Here is a 16,659-nt window from a genome sequence, read left to right as displayed (position 1 = left end):
AGGCATGATGAGCGCATGGGGTTCACGCATGATGGGGGGCAGCAGGCTGACCGTGCTGGGCGGCTTGCTGGCGTGTGCCAGCTGGGTCGAGGCAGCGCCCCCGGGCCAGCCGACGACGTCGAGCAATGCCTACACCTGCATCGACGCGTCGGGCCGCAAGCTCACCTCGGACCGCCTCATCGCCGCCTGCATGGACCGCGAGCAGCGAGAGATTTCGGCCACGGGCACGGTGCGCATCATTCCGCCCCGGGCCACGGCCAAAGAGCTGCAGGCGCAAGAAGAAACACGCCGCGTCGAGCTGGAGAAGGTGCGTGCAGCCCAGCGCGAACGGGCGGCCGAACGCGCCCTGCTCTCGCGCTACCCCAACCGCCCCACGTTCGATGCCGCCCGCGTTGAAGCCCTGAAGCTGCCGACCGACGCCGTCCAGGCCGCCGAGCAGCGCATCGCCGGCCTGATGGCAGACCGCAAGAAGCTCGACCAGGAGATGGAGTTCTACGTCAAGGACCCCAGCCGGGCGCCCGCCGAGTTGCGGCGCAAGTTCGACATCAACGACAGCGCCCTGGAGGCCCAGCGCCTGTCCATCGCCAACCAGAAGGCCGAAGCCACGCGCATCAACGCGCGCTTTGACCAGGACCTGACCAAGCTGCAGCAGCTCTGGCGCTGAGCGGCCGCCTGGATTGGACGGCGAACCGCTGAACCCTCAAGTTCCTCGTTCCTTCCCATTGAAAATTGGGGAGTATGGGTCGATTTCCGTTTAATGAACAACGGCAACTGGCCTATACCCCCTTGACTCATCAGACCTCAGGCATCCAGCCAGGCGGCGAGCGGCGCCCACTGGGCCCGGTCGCGCTCGTAGCGCTCCCCCTGCACGTCGAACAGGCCCAGGCCCTGGGCCGCAAGCTGCACATACAGCTGCGTGTCGCGCAGGTTGGTGACCCAGTTCAGGTCCAGCATGGCGATGAACTCCTGCAGGCGCTCCGCGGCCACGGTGCGGCTGTCCACCCGCATGCCCACCAGGCGCACGATGGCCTTGCGCTTGCCCAGCTCGCCCACGAGTTCGTGGAGGAAGTCGCGCGTGGCGTAGATGTCGAAGATGCTGGGCTGGATGGGCACCACCACCTTCTGCACCTGTTCCAGCACCTCGCGCAGGCGCTTGCCGTGCAGGCCTGCGGGCGAGTCAAGCACCGCGTGCGTGGTGCCCGGCGGCGGACGCAGCACCTTGCCGTCGCTGGAGCGGCGCCAGGCCTGGATGGGCGCCGCCGTCGCCGGGCGCAGTGACAGCCACAGCGCCGAGGACTCCTGCTTGTCCAGATCACCCAGCATCACCTGACGGCCGCGACTGGCCCAGTACGACGCGATGTTGGTCGACAGCGTGGTCTTGCCCACGCCACCTTTGGGATTGGCCACCAGCACAGTTGTCATGGTCGAGCGTTCTGCAGAAAAAGGGAAACCGTGAAGGCCGGCATTCTGACATTGCCAGGCCAAGCGACGTGACCCACGCCAAGCACTGTCCCTGCGACGCGTCGATGTTGGACGCTTGTGCTCCCCAATCAGGTGCGCTCTCCGACAGTTGCGCCTGCTTTGGCGGTCGGCTCTCAACTCGGGAAGCGTGACGCCTGGCGCTGAACCCAGGCCATTGGACCTTGCCCGCCCTCAACTGACCGCAGGTGCGGGCCAACCTGTGTGACCGGCCCATGCCGCACACACGCTCATGCTTGCGGCTGCGCCCTCTTACACCCTGCCTGCCAGGGCGGGTGACGAGCGCAACCCGAGGCTCAGGCCAAGACGCCGGCGGCGTGCGCCTGCTGATCGGCGTGGTAGCTGGAGCGCACCATGGCCCCGACGGCGGCGTGCGAGAAGCCCATCTGGTAGGCCTCTTCCTCGAACATCTTGAAGGTGTCCGGGTGCACGTAGCGCTGCACCGGCAGGTGGCTGTTGCTGGGCGCCAGGTACTGGCCGATGGTCAGCATGTCGATGTCGTGCGCGCGCATGTCGCGCATGACCTGCAGGATCTCCTCGTCGGTCTCGCCCAGGCCGACCATGATGCCGCTCTTGGTCGGCACGCTGGGGTGCAAGGCCTTGAACTTCTTCAGCAGGTTCAGGCTGAACTGGTAATCGCTGCCCGGGCGGGCCTGCTTGTACAGGCGCGGCACCGTTTCCAGGTTGTGGTTCATCACGTCGGGCGGTGCGGCCTTGAGGATCTCCAGCGCCCGGTCGTCGCGGCCGCGGAAATCGGGCACCAGGATCTCGATCTGCGTCAGCGGCGAAAGCTCGCGCGTCTTGCGGATGCACTCGACGAAGTGGCCCGAGCCGCCGTCACGCAGGTCGTCGCGGTCCACGCTGGTGATGACGACATAGTTCAGCCGCAGCTGGGCGATGGTCTTGGCCAGGTTCAGCGGCTCATCCACATCCAGGGGATCGGGGCGGCCATGGCCCACGTCGCAGAACGGGCAACGGCGCGTGCACTTGTCGCCCATGATCATGAAGGTGGCCGTGCCCTTGCCGAAGCACTCGCCGATGTTGGGGCAGCTGGCCTCCTCGCACACTGTGTGCAGCTTGTTCTGGCGCAGGATGTCCTTGATCTCGTAAAAGCGCGTGGTGGGCGAGCCCGCGCGCACGCGGATCCACTCGGGCTTTTTCAGCGCCGGGCCGTTCGATTCCACCTTGACGGGAATGCGCGACAGCTTGGCGGCGGCCTTCTGCTTGGCCGAGGGGTTGTAGTTGGCGGCCGTGGTGGCCTCGCGTGTCACGGGAGAGGACATGCTGCTTCCTTGGTTAACTGGGCACTGCGGTGGCCATGTCGCAGGGCAGTACGCGTGGGTTGTCGTTTATTGTTGAACGCGGACATGCCGATACTGCTGGGTGAAGGGCACTGTGGCGGGCATCGCTTCAGGCCACGACCGGCTCGCCGAGCAAGGCCTGGAGGTGCGTACCAAGCCGTTGCCCCACCTCGGCCACCGTGGCCGAAACCCCGATTGTAGAAAGGTCCACCGTGGGCAGGCCGGCATAGCCGCAAGGGTTGATGCGCAGGAAGGGATTCAGGTCCATGGCCACGTTGAGCGACACGCCATGGTAGGTGTGGTGCTGGCTGACCTTGATGCCGAGCGCGGCGATCTTGCCCAGGCCGGTGAAATCGGGGCCCCCACGCTCCACCGCTGACGCGGGTCGCTGCCCCCCGAGGGGGCCCTCGCCGCTTGGGAGCGGCCCTGCGCTGGCGAGTCCGGGGCCCCCACGCTCCACCGCTGACGCGGGTCGCTGCCCCCCGAGGGGGCCCTCGCCGCTTGGGAGCGGCCCTGCGCTGGCGAGTCCGGGGCCCCCACGCTCCACCGCTGACGCGGGTCGCTGCCCCCCGAGGGGGCCCTCGCCGCTTTGGGCGGGGGCGGGATGGGCCGGCTGGCGCTGGGGCCGCTGGGGCAGCGGCGCGTGCGAGAAGGGGTCGTCCAGGCGCACGTAGATGCCGGGGGCGCCGGCCACGCGATGGCCGGTGACGCCCAGCTCGGCCAGGGTGCGGATCAGCGCCTCTTCCAGGCGGAACACGTATTCCTTGACGAAGTAGCGCCGCGCGCGCAGGTCGATCAAGGGGTAGGCGACGACCTGGCCAGGCCCGTGGTAGGTCACCTGGCCACCGCGGTCGGTCTGCACCACGGGGATGTCGCCGGGCGCGAGCACGTGCTCGGCCCGGGCAGCAATGCCCAGGGTGAACACCGGGTCGTGCTCGCACAACCAGAGGGCCTCGTCGAACGGCTGGGCCTGCACCTGGGCCTTCATGGCGCTGAAGGTGGGTGCATAAGCCACGCGCCCCAGATCACGGATGTGCATGGGATCTCAATGTGTCATGGGTATGCTGCCATTTCCATTTTTGATTCAACGAGAAATGGGACATACCCCTTTTCATCAACCATCAGAGCACGACCTTGACCATGGGGTGGCTGGTCAGGGCGCGGTAGAGGTTGTCGAGCTGTTCGCGGCTGGTGGCGCGCACGGTCACGGTGACGCCCAGGTATTTGCCGCCGCTGCTGGGGCGCAGCTCGATGGTGCTGGCGTCGAAGGTGGGGTCGAACTCGCGAGCCACCGTGGTCACGGCGTGCACAAAGCCGTCGACATCGGCGCCCATGACCTTGATCGGGAAGTCCTGCGGAAAGGTCAGGATCTCTTCACGGGGGTTGGAAACGGCGTTGGCATCTGCTGTCGTGGCGGGGGTCGGGCTGGATGTGGTCATGCGAAGGGCTTTCGTGAACCGCGGTCGGTCACGGCGTCTGGCCTTGGGCGGCCGCGCGCTTCATGTCCTGGTAGGCGGCGTAGAGGCTTTGGTAGATGGGGCCGGGCACACCGTTTCCAATGGCTTGCCCGTCCAGGCGGGTGACGGGCAGGACTTCCTTCGACGCCGAGCTCAGCAGCAGCTCGTCGGCGGCGAAGACCTCGTCCTGCGCGATGCGGCGCAGCGTGAGCGGAATGTTCAGCTTGGCGCACAAGGCTTCGAGCACCGAAAAGCGGATGCCTTCCAGCACCAGGTTGTCCTTGGGCGGGCCATACACGGCGCCATCCTTCACCACCCAGACGTTGCAGGCAGACGCTTCGCTCAGGAAGCCCTGATCGGCCTGACGGCCGTCGGCGTCCCGGCCTTTGCGGAACAGGATGGTTTCGGCGGCGCCGGCTTCCTGGCTGATGGCGCGCGCAAGCACGGCGCCCAGCAGGCTGGTGCTCTTGATGTGGGCCTTTTCCCACCGGAACTCGTCGGCCGAGACGCAGGCCACGCCCTGCTCACGCTGGGCGGTACTGGGCGTGGCCATGGCGTTGGCAAAGGCAAACACCGTGGGGGTGACCTGGGCCGGAATGGTGTGCTCGCGCAAGGCCACGCCGCGCGTCACCTGCAGGTAGACCGATGCGGTGGGCACCTCGGCCTCGCTGCAGCCCGGGCGCGCCCGGTAGCGCGCCACCAGTTCGCCGATGATGCCCTGCCACTCGGCTTCGCCCAGCGGCGCCGGGATCTGCACGGTGGCCAGAGAGCGCCCGAGACGGGCCAGGTGCTGCGGCAGACAGAACGGATGCGAGCCGTAGATGGGCACCACCTCGTAGACGCCGTCCCCGAGGATGAACCCGCGGTCCATCACGCTGACCTTGGCCTGGTCGATGGTGGCGTACTCGCCCTGGAGGTAGCAGGGCAGATCGGGCAAAACGGGTGTCATGGCCATGAAGCAAAGGGGTGAAGGGCATGCACCGCACATGCCCGCACCGCCACTGTACGCCAAGCCCAGGTCCCTTAGCCGCCGTGGCGGCTGGGGCAACTGCCCCGCGAACGATTGGACAGCCGGCCGCATGCACTGCGCCTCGGGCGTGTCGGCAGGGCTGTCAAGCGCAGTACCCAAGCTGCTCGGGCCGCCCGATACAGTCGGGCCGCATTTGACTGCCGAGAAGCCCCGCATGATCGACCTGTACACCGCCGCGACGCCCAATGGTTTCAAAGCCTCCATCACGCTGGAGGAAATGGGCCTGGCCTACACCGTGCACGAACTGGACCTGTCCACACGCGTGCAGAAGGAGCCGGCCTTCCTCGCCATCAACCCCAACGGCCGCATCCCGGCCATCATCGACCGCGAGCAAGACGATTTCGCCGTGTTCGAATCCGGGGCCATCATGGTCTACCTGGCCGAGAAGACGGGGCTGCTCATGCCCAGCGATGTGAAGGGCCGCTCGCGCGTCCTGCAGTGGCTGATGTTCCAGATGGCTGGCATCGGCCCCATGATGGGCCAGGCCAATGTGTTCTTCCGCTACCTGCCCGAAAAGATCCCGCTGGCCATCGCGCGCTACCAGGGTGAATCGCGCCGCCTCTGCGGTGTACTCGACGCCCACCTGGCCGAGCACGAGTGGCTGGCCGGCGACTACTCGATCGCCGACATCGCGAACTTTGCCTGGGTGCGCACGCACCGCTGGTCAGGGGTGGACGTGAGCGACATGCCCCACCTCAAACGCTGGCGCGACGCCATCGCCGAACGCCCTGCCGTGCAGCGCGGCCTCAACAACCCGCCGCCCAAGACCGAGCTGAGGCGCAACACCCCCGACGAGGTCAAGGCCTTCGAGGAACGCGCGCGCCTCATGGTCATGCGGGGCGATGCCAAGCCCTCGCCAGGCTGACCCTCAGCGGCGGCACGAGCCGATGTCGCGGTCTGGCGCCAAGCCTCGCCCGTTTGCTCGCGACGCCCCTCCCTTTTTCCACCGCCAACCCTTCAGGAGACCCCATGAAACTGTTCATCGCGCCCCGCGCGCCCAACCCCCGTCGCGTGCAGATGTTCATCGCCGAAAAAGGCATTCCCGACATCGAAGAGGTGCCGGTGGACCTGAACGGCGGTGCGCACCGCACGGACGAATTCCGCCGCCTGAGCCCGCACGCACGCGTGCCGGTGCTGCAACTGGATGATGGACGGGGCCTGAGCGAAACGCGCGCCATCTGCAGCTACCTGGAGGGCCTGCACCCCGAACCCAACCTCATGGGGCGGGACCACACCGAACGGGCCTTCATCGAAATGGCCGACCGCCAGGCCGAGTGGTACTGGATGGCCCTCATTGCCCAGGCCATCCGCCACACCCACCCGGGGCTGGCGCCGCTGGAGGTGCCTCAGTTTCCCGAGCACGGCAAGGTCCAGGCCCAGCGGGTGCGCGACAGCGCCAAGCGTTTCGACGGCATGCTGGCCAAACAGCCCTATTGGGCCGGCGAGCGCTTCACCATCGCCGACATCACGGCCTTCACCTCCATCGAGTTCGCCCGCGGCTTGCTGAAGTTCCGCGCCGGGGAAGAAGGTTTCACGCACCTGCAGGCCTGGCGCGACCGCGTAGCCGAACGGGCCAGCGCCCAGGTTTGACCGAACGGAGTAACGGCCAGTCCCCGTTCAAGCATGAACGGGTTTGGGCGTGTACCTGCTCTGCATGCTTGGAGCCGCCGCCCAGGACGGTGAATTCAGGCGATGATCCGCCGCAGAGCGGCCCAGAGTCTCAGCAGCGGGCTGCACACTCCTCGTGGGTCAACGGCCAGGGGCAATCACCCCACGCCCATGGTCAGCACCCTGCCTGTGCCATGAGTCGCCGCAGCGCCGCATGGCCCTCGGGCCAGTCCCCCAGACCCGACTCGGCATTGACGTGGCCCAGCGGCCCCAAATCCTCAAAACCCGCACCCCAGCTCCGCGCCAACGCGCGGGCCTGCGCCAGGCTGCAATAGGGGTCGTTGCTGCTGGCCAGCACCGCAGCTGAAAACAGCAACGGCTGACGGGCCACAGGCGCCCAGCCGCGCAGGATGTGGTTCAACGGTGGCTGCGCCACATCCGGCGGGGCCACCAGCAGCGCCGCCTTCACGCGATGGGCATGGCGTGAATGGGCCGCCCACCAGGCCGTCAGGACACAGCCCAGGCTGTGGGCCACCAGCACCACCGGCCCTGCCGCATCGCCCACCACCTCATCGAGTCGCGCCGACCAGTCACCCCGCAGCGGACGCTGCCAATCGTGTTGCTCGACGCGTTGAAAGTCGTGCAGGGCTTCCCAGCGCGTTTGCCAATGCGTCGGGCCCGAACCCTGCCAACCCGGCAAGGTGAACACCTGTGCAGACTCCGCAGCCATCAAACCTGCCCACGCTGGACACGATCGACCATTTCCTGCGCAAAGGCCACGAAGGCCTTGCTGCCCTTGGCCGACGGGTCGAACACCACACCGGGCAAGCCATAGCTGGGGGCCTCGGCCAGGCGCACGTTGCGCGGGATGACGGAATCGAACACCTTGTCGCCGAAATGGGCCTTGAGCTGCTCGCTGACCTGCTGCTGCAGTGTGATCCGAGGGTCGTACATGACGCGCAACAGGCCAATGAGTTTGAGCGATCGGTTGAGGTTGCCGTGCACCTGCTTGATGGTGTTGACGAGGTCGGTGAGCCCCTCCAGCGCAAAATACTCGCACTGCATGGGCACGATCACCCCGTGGGCCGAGCACAAGCCATTGAGCGTGAGCATGGACAGGGCCGGTGGGCAATCGATGAGGACAAAGTCGTAGTTGTCCTTGACCTCGGCCAGGGCTGCAGCCAGCCGACGCTCGCGGCGCTCGACCTCCACCAGCTCGACCTCGGCGCCGGCCAGCTCGCGGTTGGCGCCCAGCACGTGGTAGCCCGCTTTGGGCGAGTGCACGGCCGCATCGGCCACGCCCTCGTTTTCGAGCAGCACGTCGTACACCGAGGCCACCAGTTCCCGCTTGTCGATGCCCGAGCCCATGGTGGCATTGCCTTGCGGGTCCAGATCCACGAGCAGCACACGCTGGCCAAGCTTGGCCAACCCGGCCGCCAAGTTGACCGTGGTGGTGGTTTTGCCCACTCCGCCCTTCTGATTCGCAATGCAGAAAATCTCAGCCATGTGCCTTCTTTCTAGGAATTCAACGCAGCGCCAACCGAACCCCAAAACCGATCAGCGCCAGGCCAGCCAGTTTTTCAAGGATCCGCCCCACCACAGGATTGGCACGCAGCCGGCCCGCCATGGCCTGCGTGATGCTGGCCGCGATGACGCCATAGGCCAGGGTCAACACGGCCACCGTCGCAGCCATGGCGGCAAAGGTGGCCACCGAGGCATGGTCCTTGTCTTTGAGGAACAAGGGGAAAAATGCCATGTAGAACACGATGGCCTTGGGGTTGAGCAAGGTCACCAGGATGCCCTGCATCAGGTGATGCCGTGAGCGCACCGCAAGCTGCACGCGCTCGCCCGGGGCGCTGCGCACCATGCGCCAGCCCAGCCAGACCAGGTAGGCGGCGCCCAACCACTGCACCCCGGCAAACACCGCAGGCATGGCTGCCAACATGGCGGCCAGCCCGGCCACGGCGGCCCACATCAACACCTGATCGGCGAGCATCACACCCAAGGTGCAGGCAATGCCAGCGCGTACCCCTCCTCTGCCGGTGCTGGACACCAGGGCCAGGTTGCCCGGCCCGGGGATCAACAGAAACACGACGATGGCGCCAACGAAGGCCCAATAATCACTGATGCCAGACATGGATGAAGGCCATCGCCGTTGCCAGAGCGCAGAACCGGAAAGGGCTTAGTCTAGCGGCTGGCCCAGTACTTCTGCGTGACCGAATTCGGACGACAAGGGCTTTCACGGCTGGACCTGAGGCCGCATCCAGACGATGCACCGTTCTGCCTGCAGGCCTGGCACCGTCAAAGGTTCCACGTGAAACACATCCACCTGGTCGCGCGCCAATGCCTCGAACTCCTCCGCGAGCTGCTTGCCCTTCATCGCCATCCACACTCCTTGAGGCTTCAGGCAATTGCGAGACCAGCGCGTGAAGTCGATCAAGGACGCAAACGCCCGCGAACAGACCACGTCGTAGTGAACCGCGTGCTGTTCGATCCGGCCATGCACGGCCTTGAGATTTTTGAGGCCCAATTGCAGACCCGCATGCTGAATGTAGGCCGCCTTCTTCGCCACGGTGTCGATGCACGTCACCTGCAACTCAGGCACCACGATGGCCAACACCACGCCCGGCAAGCCAGCGCCCGAACCCACGTCGAGCAACTGAACAGGGGTTGCTGCAGCTGGGTCCAGACAACGCTTTCGCAACGGCGGGATGACGGCCAGACAATCGAGGATGTGCGTGGTCATCATCTCTGGACGGTGCAGCACCGCCGTGAGGTTGTAGACTTTGCCCCACCGCGACAGCAGATCGAGGTAACGGATCAAGGCATCGACCTGCGAGGACGTCAAGGCCACCCCCAGGGCATCCGCTCCGTCGATCAACACCTGGCGTTCTTCTGCACCCTGGGCTGTCATGCGGATTCCTGGTGCGCTGCCGCAGCCGAAACAGCCGGTTTGCCGATGGCCGTCTTCAACCCACTTTTCTTCAGGTACACGAGCAGCAGGGACACCGTTGCAGGCGTGATGCCAGACAGCCGGGACGCCTGACCCAGGGTTTCCGGCCGATGCTTGTGCAAGCGCTGACGCGCTTCAATCGACAGCGAATCAATCTGCATGTAATCCAAATCGTCAGGCAAGCGGAGCTGTTCGTAATGGGCCGCGCGCTGCACTTCGTCCTTTTGCCGATCGATGTAGCCGGCGTATTTGGCTGCAATCTCGATCTGTTCGCGCACCACGGTGTGCAATGTACCCAATGCCTCGTCGCTGATGGCCGGGCTCCGCAAGCGTCCGTCATTCAGCCCCATGAGGGCTTCGTAGCTCACCCCGGGGCGACGCAGCAGGTCGAACAGGTTGTATTCGTGCTCGATCGCCTTGCCGAGAACGCGCTCCGCCTCGGTAGTTGGCAAGCTTTGTGGCGTGACCCATGTCGACTTGAGGCGCTCTGTTTCACGTGAAACAGCATCCCGTTTGCGGTTGAATGCATCCCAGCGTGCGTCGTCGACCAAACCGAGCCGGCGGCCTGTTTCGGTCAAACGCATGTCGGCGTTGTCTTCCCGAAGCTGCAGCCGGAACTCCGCCCTGCTCGTGAACATGCGATAGGGCTCGGTCACGCCCTTGGTGATCAAGTCGTCGACCAGCACGCCCAGGTAGGCTTCATCGCGCGCGGGCAGCCAGGGTGCCTCGCCGCGCACCTGCAGGGCCGCATTCAAGCCCGCAAACAACCCTTGGGCAGCCGCCTCTTCGTAGCCCGTGGTGCCGTTGATCTGACCGGCAAAAAACAAGCCGTTGATCTGCTTGGTCTCGAAACTGCTGCGCAGACTGCGCGGGTCGAAGTAGTCGTACTCGATCGCGTAGCCGGGGCGCAGGATGTGGGCTTGCTCCAGGCCTTCAATTGATCGGACCAAGTCGTACTGCACGTCAAACGGCAGACTGGTCGAGATCCCGTTGGGGTAAACCTCGTGCGTGGTCAGCCCTTCAGGTTCGAGGAAGATCTGGTGGCTGTCCTTGCCGGCAAAGCGGTTGATCTTGTCCTCGACGCTGGGGCAATAGCGGGGACCCACGCCTTCGATCTTGCCGGTGAACATGGGGCTGCGGTCAAAGCCGGCGCGAATGATGTCGTGGGTGCGGCTGTTGGTGTGCGTGATGAAACACGGCACCTGCTGCGGGTGCAGGTCAGCCCGCCCCATGAAGCTGAACACCGGCATGGGCGTGCCGTCTCCCATGCCATCGCCGGGCTGCGGCGTACAGCGGTCCCAGTCGATGGTCCGGCCATCCAGGCGCGGCGGCGTGCCGGTTTTCAGTCGGCCCTGCGGCAGCTTGAGCTCCTTGAGCCGGGCCGACAGCGACACCGCGGGCGGATCGCCGGCTCGGCCAGCAGCGTAGTTGTCCAGGCCCACATGCACCTTGCCGTCAAGGAACGTGCCCGCAGTCAACACCACCGCCCTGGCTTTGAAACGCAACCCGATCTGCGTCACGGCCCCGACCACGCGTTCGCCCTGCCCGGTCGACTCGACCAGCAAGTCATCAACGGCTTGCTGGAACAACCACAGGTTGGGCTGGTTCTCCAGGCGTCGGCGGATGGCAGCCTTGTAAAGGATGCGGTCAGCCTGGGCGCGCGTCGCGCGGACCGCCGGCCCTTTGCTCGAATTCAAAACGCGAAACTGAATGCCGCCCTCGTCCGTGGCCAAGGCCATCGCGCCACCCAGGGCGTCGACCTCCTTGACCAGATGGCCCTTGCCGATGCCCCCGATGGAGGGGTTGCAACTCATCTGGCCCAGCGTTTCGATGTTGTGGGTCAGCAGCAGGGTTTTGGCGCCCATGCGCGCCGCTGCCAAGCAGGCTTCCGTGCCCGCGTGGCCGCCGCCAATGACGATGACGTCAAATTCCTGTGGATAGATCATGTGGTACTCCGTCACGGACCTCGACCCGCAAGCGAACCCTAGATTGTCCCACTTTCGCGCCAAACCGGGGGCTGGCGGTTGAATGCGTTTCACGTGAAACAGGTCATGCCGGTGTCACTCCGCACAAACACGATGGCAACAACTTGCACCTGAGCCTAAGCTGACCCCGTTCGCCACATCTTCAAAAGGGATCACCATGAACAAAACGTCATCCACACCCTCGCATGACATTCCGTCGTACCTGGACCCCAACAACCTGGGCCCCTGGGGCATTTACCTGGCTCAGGTGGATCGCGTCACACCCTACCTCGGGGACTTGGCCCGCTGGGTCGAAACCCTCAAACGCCCCAAGCGCTCGCTGATCGTCGACGTGCCCATCGAGCTGGACAACGGCACCATTGCGCACTACGAGGGCTACCGGGTTCAGCACAACATCAGCCGCGGCCCGGGCAAAGGCGGCGTACGCTTTCACCAAAACGTCACCCTGTCCGAAGTCATGGCGCTGTCGGCCTGGATGTCGATCAAGAACGCGGCCGTCAACGTGCCCTACGGGGGTGCCAAGGGCGGCATCCGGGTCGACCCCAGCACGCTGTCCATGGGCGAGCTTGAGCGCCTGACGCGTCGCTACACAAGCGAAATCGGCCTCATCATCGGCCCTTCCAAAGACATCCCGGCCCCCGATGTGAACACCAATGAACGCATCATGGCCTGGATGATGGACACCTACTCCATGAACAGCGGCTCGACCGCGACGGGCGTGGTCACAGGCAAACCCATTGACCTGGGCGGCTCGCTCGGCCGCAAGGAGGCCACCGGCCGTGGCGTGTTCACCGTGGGCGTCGAAGCGGCCAAGCGCATCGGCTTGAGCATCGACGGCGTCCGGATTGCCGTTCAGGGGTTCGGCAACGTGGGCGGCACAGCGGCCAAGCTGTTCGTTGAGGCCGGCGCCCGCCTCATCGCCGTCCAGGACCATGCTGGCGGCGTCTACAACGATCAGGGCCTGGACGTGGTCGCGCTGCAAACCCATGTCACCGAGCACGGCAGCGTCCTCGGCTTTGCGGGTGGCGAGGTGCTCCAGCCCGAAGAGTTCTGGGCCTGCGACTGCGACATCCTCATCCCCGCTGCACTCGAAGGTCAGCTCACCGCCCACAACGCGCCGAAGGTCAAGGCCAGGATGGTCATCGAAGGGGCCAACGGTCCCACCACGCCCGAAGCCGACGACATCCTGCAAGCGAACAACGTGCTGGTCCTGCCCGACGTGATTGCCAACGCCGGCGGTGTCACCGTCAGCTACTTCGAATGGGTGCAGGATTTCTCCAGCTTCTTCTGGAGCGAGGCCGAGATCAACCAGCGCCTGGTCAACATCATGACCGACGCCTTCACCGCGGTCTGGAACGTGGGCCAGCAGCACAAGGTCAGCCTGCGGACCGCCACCTTCATCGTGGCCTGCACGCGCATCCTGCATGCGCGTGCGATGCGCGGCCTGTACCCCTGATCGCGCAGCACCAACCCTGCCCGCTGCGCTTGAACCCCGCACCTCGCCACGCCGCCCTGCACCGACCTGCATGCGGGAGCGGCGACGGGCGTGCGGATCGGCGGCTCATAATCGCTGTCCCATCACTCAGGAGATGTCATGAAGCTGTATTTCTCGCCCGGCGCCTGCTCGCTGTCCCCGCACATCGTGCTGGAAGAAACCGGCCTGCCCTACACCTTGGTCAAGGCCTCGACCAAGACCCACCAGCTGGATGACGGCACCGATTTCTACACGATCAACCCACTGGGGTATGTGCCCGTGCTTGAGCTGGCCGACGGCCGCCGCCTGTTTGAGGGCCCGGCCATCGTGCAATACCTGGCCGATCAAGCGCCCGAGAAACACCTGGCCCCGGCCAACGGCACCTTCGAGCGGTATCGCCTGCAAGGCTGGCTGAACTTCGTCGGCACCGAAGTTCACAAGAGTTTCGGCCCGCTGTTCAACCCCAAGTCGTCCGACGAGGTGAAAGCCAACGCCAAGGCCTACATCAGCAAGCGCCTGGCCTGGGTGGACAGCGAGCTGGCCCAGCGGCCCTACCTCAACGGCGATGCCGTGTCGGTGGCCGACTTCTACCTGTTCGTGGTCACCAACTGGGCCAAGCCCGTGGGCCTGGACATCGCTGGCCTGACCCACTTGAACGCCTTTCGCGACCGCATCGCCAACCGCCCGGCCGTTCAGGCCGCCATGCGTCAAGAGGGCCTGCTGGGCTGAAGCCTGCGGCCAAGCGGGCGCGGGGTTCGACGCCCGCAAAAGCACAAAAGCCTTGGGCCATGCCCAAGGCTTTTTGCATGGAGTATGGCCGTGTTGCCGTTTTCAGATCAACGGCAACTGCCTGATACTGCCTATCTGCTTCTGAACACCACCAATCAGGCCTGCCCGCTCAGCGGCCGACGGTCTGCACGGGCAGGCTGTCCACCCAGTCGCTGATCTCGCGCGTGAGGCGATCGCTGGCCTGCGTCAAGGCCCGGACACCGCCCACCGCGTCGGGCGTGGGCGCGGGCACGCTGACCTCGAACCCCCGCTGCCCCAGCAGGCGATCGCCGCGGTTGTTGGGGGCCAGCGCCGTGGCCCGCACGCGCACCAGGCCTTGGCTCTCCTGTGCGCTGCTGAACACCTGCGAAAACTCGTCGAGCTCGATGCGCAACTCGATGCGCGCGTAGCCTTCGCCCACCAGCACCACCGGGTGCTTCTCGCCCAAGACCGAGCGCAGCCGCTGATGCAGCAGCTGCGCCGGTGGCATGCTCCAGCGCGAATGGGCGTAAGGGCTGGGCACTTGGGCATCGGCGTACGCCAGGCGGTACACCATGCGCGTCGAGTCCAGGGCCTGGGGAACATCGAGCTGCGCCAGGGCAATCGGCACCCCCGTGGGGGTCGCCTGCGCCTGGGCCACCCGGGGACCGAAGTCGTACAACTCGGGCCGCACCGGCTTGTCCGGCAACGGCACGCCACAGCCCGTCAACGCGGCCACCAGCGTCACACCGGCCAGGCTGCGCAAGACCGGAAGCCGGTGTGTCGTGCGGAAGGGGAGGTGGCGTGTGGCAATCATGGTTGGCTTCTCGATGACATGGGTTGCGCGAATCCCTGCTCGCCCGGGCCTGGCGGAATCTGGCCGCCGCCGTACAGGATGGCCTGCGGGTTCTCGTTGAGGGTGCTGGCCGTGCGGTCCAGCTGGCGGATGGTGCGCTCGGCGCTCTCCACCGCCCGGTGCACACGCGGCAAGGTGCTGGCGGTGAAGGTGTTGGCACCTTCGCTCACGCGGTCGAGGGCCCCGCCCTGGGCATCGAAGCGGTTGACCGCGGTGCTGAAGTCACCAGCCGCCTGCTTGACGTTGCCCGCTGCGATGCGCATGTCCGCAATGGCCGCACGCGCCTCGTCGACGAGCTGCGGCACGTGCGTCTTGGCCGGATCCAGCTGGGCGGCCAGCAGCCGGTTGGTGTCCGCAGCCAGGGCGCTCACAGACTGGGCTGCATCGCCAATTTCACCGAGCGCCCGCGTCAGGTTGGCCTGGTTCTGGTCACCCAGCACGTCGTTGATGCGTTTCATGGTGTCCGACAGCTGATCCAGCATCTGACCGCTCTGGTCGGCCAGGCGGCTGAGCAGCCCGCCACGCAGCGGAATGCGGGGCACCTCGTCCTTGCCCTGCGGCGGCGGCTCATCCGACAGGCCGCGATCGTCCAGTTGGATGAAGGCCAGGCCGGTCACGCCCTGGTAACCCAGGGTGGCGAACGAGTCCTTGCTCAGCGGCGCTTTGCGGTCGAGCATCACGCGCACCAGCACGTTGCCCTTCACTTCGGGGTCCAGCGAGATGTTGCTCACCACGCCCACGTCCACCCCGCGGTAGCGCACCGCCGCCTGGGGCTGCAGCCCGCTCACGGCTTCGCTGGTGAACAGGTCCACCGGCACGCGGTCCGAGGTATCGCGCATCAGCCACATCACCATGGCCACCAGAAGAACGGCCACGCCCACCACAAAGGCGCCTGCGGCCACGGCATGAGATCGGTTTTCCATCAGCTTTGCTCCATGGGCATGGCTGCCCCCTGGGCCTTCTCGGCCTGCTTCGCCTTGAACAAGCGCATGGCGCTTTCCCCGCGCGCGCCATGAAAGTAGTCGTCGATGAACGGGTGCGAGTACGCCGCCACCTCGTCCACGGTGCCCGTCACCAGCACCCGCTGCTCGGCCAGCACCGCCACGCGCGTCGACAGCGCGAACAGGGTGTCCAGGTCGTGCGTGACCATGAGCACCGTGAGGCCCAGCTCTCGGTGCAGGTCGAGCAGCAGCTCACAAAACGCATCCGAACTCTCGGGGTCCAGCCCCGCCGTCGGCTCGTCCAGCAGCAGCAGGGGTGGGTCCATGACCAGCGCGCGCGCCAGGGCCACGCGCTTGATCATGCCGCCCGAGAGGTCGGCCGGCATCTTGGGGGCGTCCTTGGCCTGCAGCCCCACCATCTCCAGCTTCAGCAAGGCGGCCTTGCGCTCGATGTCCTTGGGCACGGCCTTGCGCTCACGCAGTGGCAGCGCGATGTTGTCCAGCACGCTGAAGGCCGAAAACAAGGCGCCTTGCTGAAACAGCATGCCCAGGCGCGTGGCGGCATCGCGGTCGTTCTGCTCCGTCGCCGGCCGGCCCAGCACCGTCACCGAGCCCTTGCTGGGGGCATCCAGGCCCAGAATGCGTCGCAACAGCACCGTCTTGCCCGTGCCCGAGCCCCCGACGATGGACAGGATCTCGCCCCGCTTGACCACCAGGTCCAGGTCTTTGTGGATCACCACCTCGCCGCCACCGGCGGTGGGAAACACGCTCCACAGGCCTCGCACGTCGATGACCACGTCCGCCTCAGGCGATGACTCTGCTGCCATG

18 protein-coding genes are annotated in these 16,659 nt (G+C 66.0%); 5 read left to right on the top strand and 13 right to left on the bottom strand.

Translation table 11 applies throughout. The annotated features are described in order from the left end of the window. The first annotated feature begins 4 nt into the window (after positions 1 to 4). Positions 5 to 664, top strand: coding sequence for a DUF4124 domain-containing protein (locus tag CCO03_RS00680; protein WP_157667425.1), 660 nt, complete (start codon positions 5 to 7; stop codon positions 662 to 664). Positions 665 to 801: 137 nt separating this feature from the next. Here CCO03_RS00680 and CCO03_RS00675 read toward each other — a convergent pair whose 3' ends face one another. The 5 genes from CCO03_RS00675 to CCO03_RS00650 all read right to left on the bottom strand — a co-directional run bounded on the left by CCO03_RS00675 (position 802) and on the right by CCO03_RS00650 (position 5,186). After that, a complete protein-coding gene (locus CCO03_RS00675) occupies positions 802 to 1,422 on the bottom strand; it encodes a ParA family protein (protein ID WP_087275872.1) in 621 nt (206 codons plus the stop codon). 353 nt (positions 1,423 to 1,775) lie between these two features. Then, complete coding sequence (gene lipA / locus CCO03_RS00670) at positions 1,776 to 2,762, bottom strand: lipoyl synthase (protein WP_087275869.1); 987 nt, start codon at positions 2,760 to 2,762, stop codon at positions 1,776 to 1,778. A gap of 127 nt (positions 2,763 to 2,889) precedes the next feature. Further along, positions 2,890 to 3,819, bottom strand: coding sequence for a lipoyl(octanoyl) transferase LipB (lipB, locus tag CCO03_RS20225; protein WP_236903971.1), 930 nt, complete (start codon positions 3,817 to 3,819; stop codon positions 2,890 to 2,892). A gap of 82 nt (positions 3,820 to 3,901) precedes the next feature. Then, entirely contained in the window at positions 3,902 to 4,219 is a 318-nt protein-coding gene (locus CCO03_RS00655) for a YbeD family protein (RefSeq protein WP_087275866.1), read from the bottom strand. A 28-nt stretch (positions 4,220 to 4,247) separates the two neighbouring features. Then, positions 4,248 to 5,186 (bottom strand): aminotransferase class IV, encoded by a 939-nt coding sequence (locus tag CCO03_RS00650; protein WP_087283872.1) that lies wholly within the window; start codon positions 5,184 to 5,186, stop codon positions 4,248 to 4,250. A gap of 235 nt (positions 5,187 to 5,421) precedes the next feature. Here CCO03_RS00650 and CCO03_RS00645 point away from each other — a divergent pair, with 235 nt between their 5' ends. Both CCO03_RS00645 and CCO03_RS00640 read left to right on the top strand, forming a co-directional pair. Next, positions 5,422 to 6,132 carry a glutathione S-transferase family protein gene (locus CCO03_RS00645; RefSeq protein ID WP_087275863.1) on the top strand — a complete coding sequence of 237 codons (711 nt, stop codon included), beginning with the start codon at positions 5,422 to 5,424 and terminating at the stop codon, positions 6,130 to 6,132. Positions 6,133 to 6,236: 104 nt separating this feature from the next. Further along, the gene (locus tag CCO03_RS00640) at positions 6,237 to 6,857 is read left to right on the top strand and encodes a glutathione S-transferase family protein (protein WP_087275860.1); all 621 of its coding nucleotides are present in this window, start codon (positions 6,237 to 6,239) and stop codon (positions 6,855 to 6,857) included. 193 nt (positions 6,858 to 7,050) lie between these two features. On the opposite strand, the gene CCO03_RS00635 is transcribed toward CCO03_RS00640, so the two are convergent. The 5 genes from CCO03_RS00635 to mnmG all read right to left on the bottom strand — a co-directional run bounded on the left by CCO03_RS00635 (position 7,051) and on the right by mnmG (position 11,774). Further along, entirely contained in the window at positions 7,051 to 7,605 is a 555-nt protein-coding gene (locus CCO03_RS00635) for an RBBP9/YdeN family alpha/beta hydrolase (RefSeq protein WP_087275857.1), read from the bottom strand. After that, complete coding sequence (locus tag CCO03_RS00630) at positions 7,605 to 8,381, bottom strand: ParA family protein (protein WP_087275854.1); 777 nt, start codon at positions 8,379 to 8,381, stop codon at positions 7,605 to 7,607. The genes CCO03_RS00635 and CCO03_RS00630 overlap by 1 nt, the downstream gene beginning before the upstream one ends. A 19-nt stretch (positions 8,382 to 8,400) precedes the next feature. After that, positions 8,401 to 9,012: a LysE family translocator gene (locus CCO03_RS00625; RefSeq protein ID WP_087275851.1), complete on the bottom strand. Its 612-nt coding sequence runs from the start codon at positions 9,010 to 9,012 to the stop codon at positions 8,401 to 8,403. A 102-nt stretch (positions 9,013 to 9,114) separates the two neighbouring features. Beyond that, complete coding sequence (gene rsmG / locus CCO03_RS00620; protein ID WP_087275848.1) at positions 9,115 to 9,789, bottom strand: 16S rRNA (guanine(527)-N(7))-methyltransferase RsmG; 675 nt, start codon at positions 9,787 to 9,789, stop codon at positions 9,115 to 9,117. Continuing rightward, positions 9,786 to 11,774 carry a tRNA uridine-5-carboxymethylaminomethyl(34) synthesis enzyme MnmG gene (gene mnmG, locus CCO03_RS00615; RefSeq protein WP_087275845.1) on the bottom strand — a complete coding sequence of 663 codons (1,989 nt, stop codon included), beginning with the start codon at positions 11,772 to 11,774 and terminating at the stop codon, positions 9,786 to 9,788. The genes rsmG and mnmG overlap by 4 nt, the downstream gene beginning before the upstream one ends. Before the next feature lie 196 nt (positions 11,775 to 11,970). On the opposite strand from mnmG, the gene CCO03_RS00610 reads away from it, so the two are divergent. Further along, on the top strand, positions 11,971 to 13,269 hold the full coding sequence (locus tag CCO03_RS00610) for a Glu/Leu/Phe/Val family dehydrogenase (RefSeq protein WP_087275841.1): 1,299 nt from the start codon (positions 11,971 to 11,973) through the stop codon (positions 13,267 to 13,269). Between the two features lie 138 nt (positions 13,270 to 13,407). After that, positions 13,408 to 14,016 carry a glutathione transferase GstA gene (gene gstA / locus CCO03_RS00605; protein ID WP_087275838.1) on the top strand — a complete coding sequence of 203 codons (609 nt, stop codon included), beginning with the start codon at positions 13,408 to 13,410 and terminating at the stop codon, positions 14,014 to 14,016. A gap of 169 nt (positions 14,017 to 14,185) precedes the next feature. Here gstA and CCO03_RS00600 read toward each other — a convergent pair whose 3' ends face one another. The 3 genes from CCO03_RS00600 to CCO03_RS00590 are packed head-to-tail and all read right to left on the bottom strand — an operon-like array spanning position 14,186 to position 16,658. Then, positions 14,186 to 14,851 (bottom strand): ABC-type transport auxiliary lipoprotein family protein, encoded by a 666-nt coding sequence (locus tag CCO03_RS00600; RefSeq protein WP_087275834.1) that lies wholly within the window; start codon positions 14,849 to 14,851, stop codon positions 14,186 to 14,188. Next, entirely contained in the window at positions 14,848 to 15,813 is a 966-nt protein-coding gene (locus CCO03_RS00595) for an MlaD family protein (protein ID WP_087275831.1), read from the bottom strand. Before CCO03_RS00595 ends, CCO03_RS00600 begins: the two co-directional genes overlap by 4 nt. After that, positions 15,813 to 16,658, bottom strand: coding sequence for an ABC transporter ATP-binding protein (locus CCO03_RS00590; RefSeq protein ID WP_205690340.1), 846 nt, complete (start codon positions 16,656 to 16,658; stop codon positions 15,813 to 15,815). The genes CCO03_RS00595 and CCO03_RS00590 overlap by 1 nt, the downstream gene beginning before the upstream one ends. Position 16,659 lies beyond the last annotated feature (1 nt).

The organism is Comamonas serinivorans (assembly GCF_002158865.1).
GTDB lineage: Bacteria > Pseudomonadota > Gammaproteobacteria > Burkholderiales > Burkholderiaceae_C > Comamonas_E > Comamonas_E serinivorans.
The sequence above is the reverse complement of the archived record's forward strand: the minus strand, read 5'-3'. Positions and strand labels throughout refer to the sequence as shown.

Coding starts and splice junctions, on each gene's coding strand:
- CCO03_RS00635 (WP_087275857.1), bottom strand. CDS start 7,605: ATGGCTGCGGAGTCTGCACAGGTGTTCACCTTGCCGGGTTGGCAGGGT.
- CCO03_RS00650 (WP_087283872.1), bottom strand. CDS start 5,186: ATGACACCCGTTTTGCCCGATCTGCCCTGCTACCTCCAGGGCGAGTAC.
- CCO03_RS00610 (WP_087275841.1), top strand. CDS start 11,971: ATGAACAAAACGTCATCCACACCCTCGCATGACATTCCGTCGTACCTG.
- CCO03_RS00675 (WP_087275872.1), bottom strand. CDS start 1,422: ATGACAACTGTGCTGGTGGCCAATCCCAAAGGTGGCGTGGGCAAGACC.
- CCO03_RS00590 (WP_205690340.1), bottom strand. CDS start 16,658: ATGGCAGCAGAGTCATCGCCTGAGGCGGACGTGGTCATCGACGTGCGA.
- CCO03_RS00680 (WP_157667425.1), top strand. CDS start 5: ATGATGAGCGCATGGGGTTCACGCATGATGGGGGGCAGCAGGCTGACC.
- CCO03_RS00600 (WP_087275834.1), bottom strand. CDS start 14,851: ATGATTGCCACACGCCACCTCCCCTTCCGCACGACACACCGGCTTCCG.
- gstA (WP_087275838.1), top strand. CDS start 13,408: ATGAAGCTGTATTTCTCGCCCGGCGCCTGCTCGCTGTCCCCGCACATC.
- CCO03_RS00655 (WP_087275866.1), bottom strand. CDS start 4,219: ATGACCACATCCAGCCCGACCCCCGCCACGACAGCAGATGCCAACGCC.
- CCO03_RS00625 (WP_087275851.1), bottom strand. CDS start 9,012: ATGTCTGGCATCAGTGATTATTGGGCCTTCGTTGGCGCCATCGTCGTG.
- CCO03_RS00640 (WP_087275860.1), top strand. CDS start 6,237: ATGAAACTGTTCATCGCGCCCCGCGCGCCCAACCCCCGTCGCGTGCAG.
- CCO03_RS00630 (WP_087275854.1), bottom strand. CDS start 8,381: ATGGCTGAGATTTTCTGCATTGCGAATCAGAAGGGCGGAGTGGGCAAA.
- CCO03_RS00645 (WP_087275863.1), top strand. CDS start 5,422: ATGATCGACCTGTACACCGCCGCGACGCCCAATGGTTTCAAAGCCTCC.
- CCO03_RS00595 (WP_087275831.1), bottom strand. CDS start 15,813: ATGGAAAACCGATCTCATGCCGTGGCCGCAGGCGCCTTTGTGGTGGGC.
- lipB (WP_236903971.1), bottom strand. CDS start 3,819: ATGCACATCCGTGATCTGGGGCGCGTGGCTTATGCACCCACCTTCAGC.
- rsmG (WP_087275848.1), bottom strand. CDS start 9,789: ATGACAGCCCAGGGTGCAGAAGAACGCCAGGTGTTGATCGACGGAGCG.
- lipA (WP_087275869.1), bottom strand. CDS start 2,762: ATGTCCTCTCCCGTGACACGCGAGGCCACCACGGCCGCCAACTACAAC.
- mnmG (WP_087275845.1), bottom strand. CDS start 11,774: ATGATCTATCCACAGGAATTTGACGTCATCGTCATTGGCGGCGGCCAC.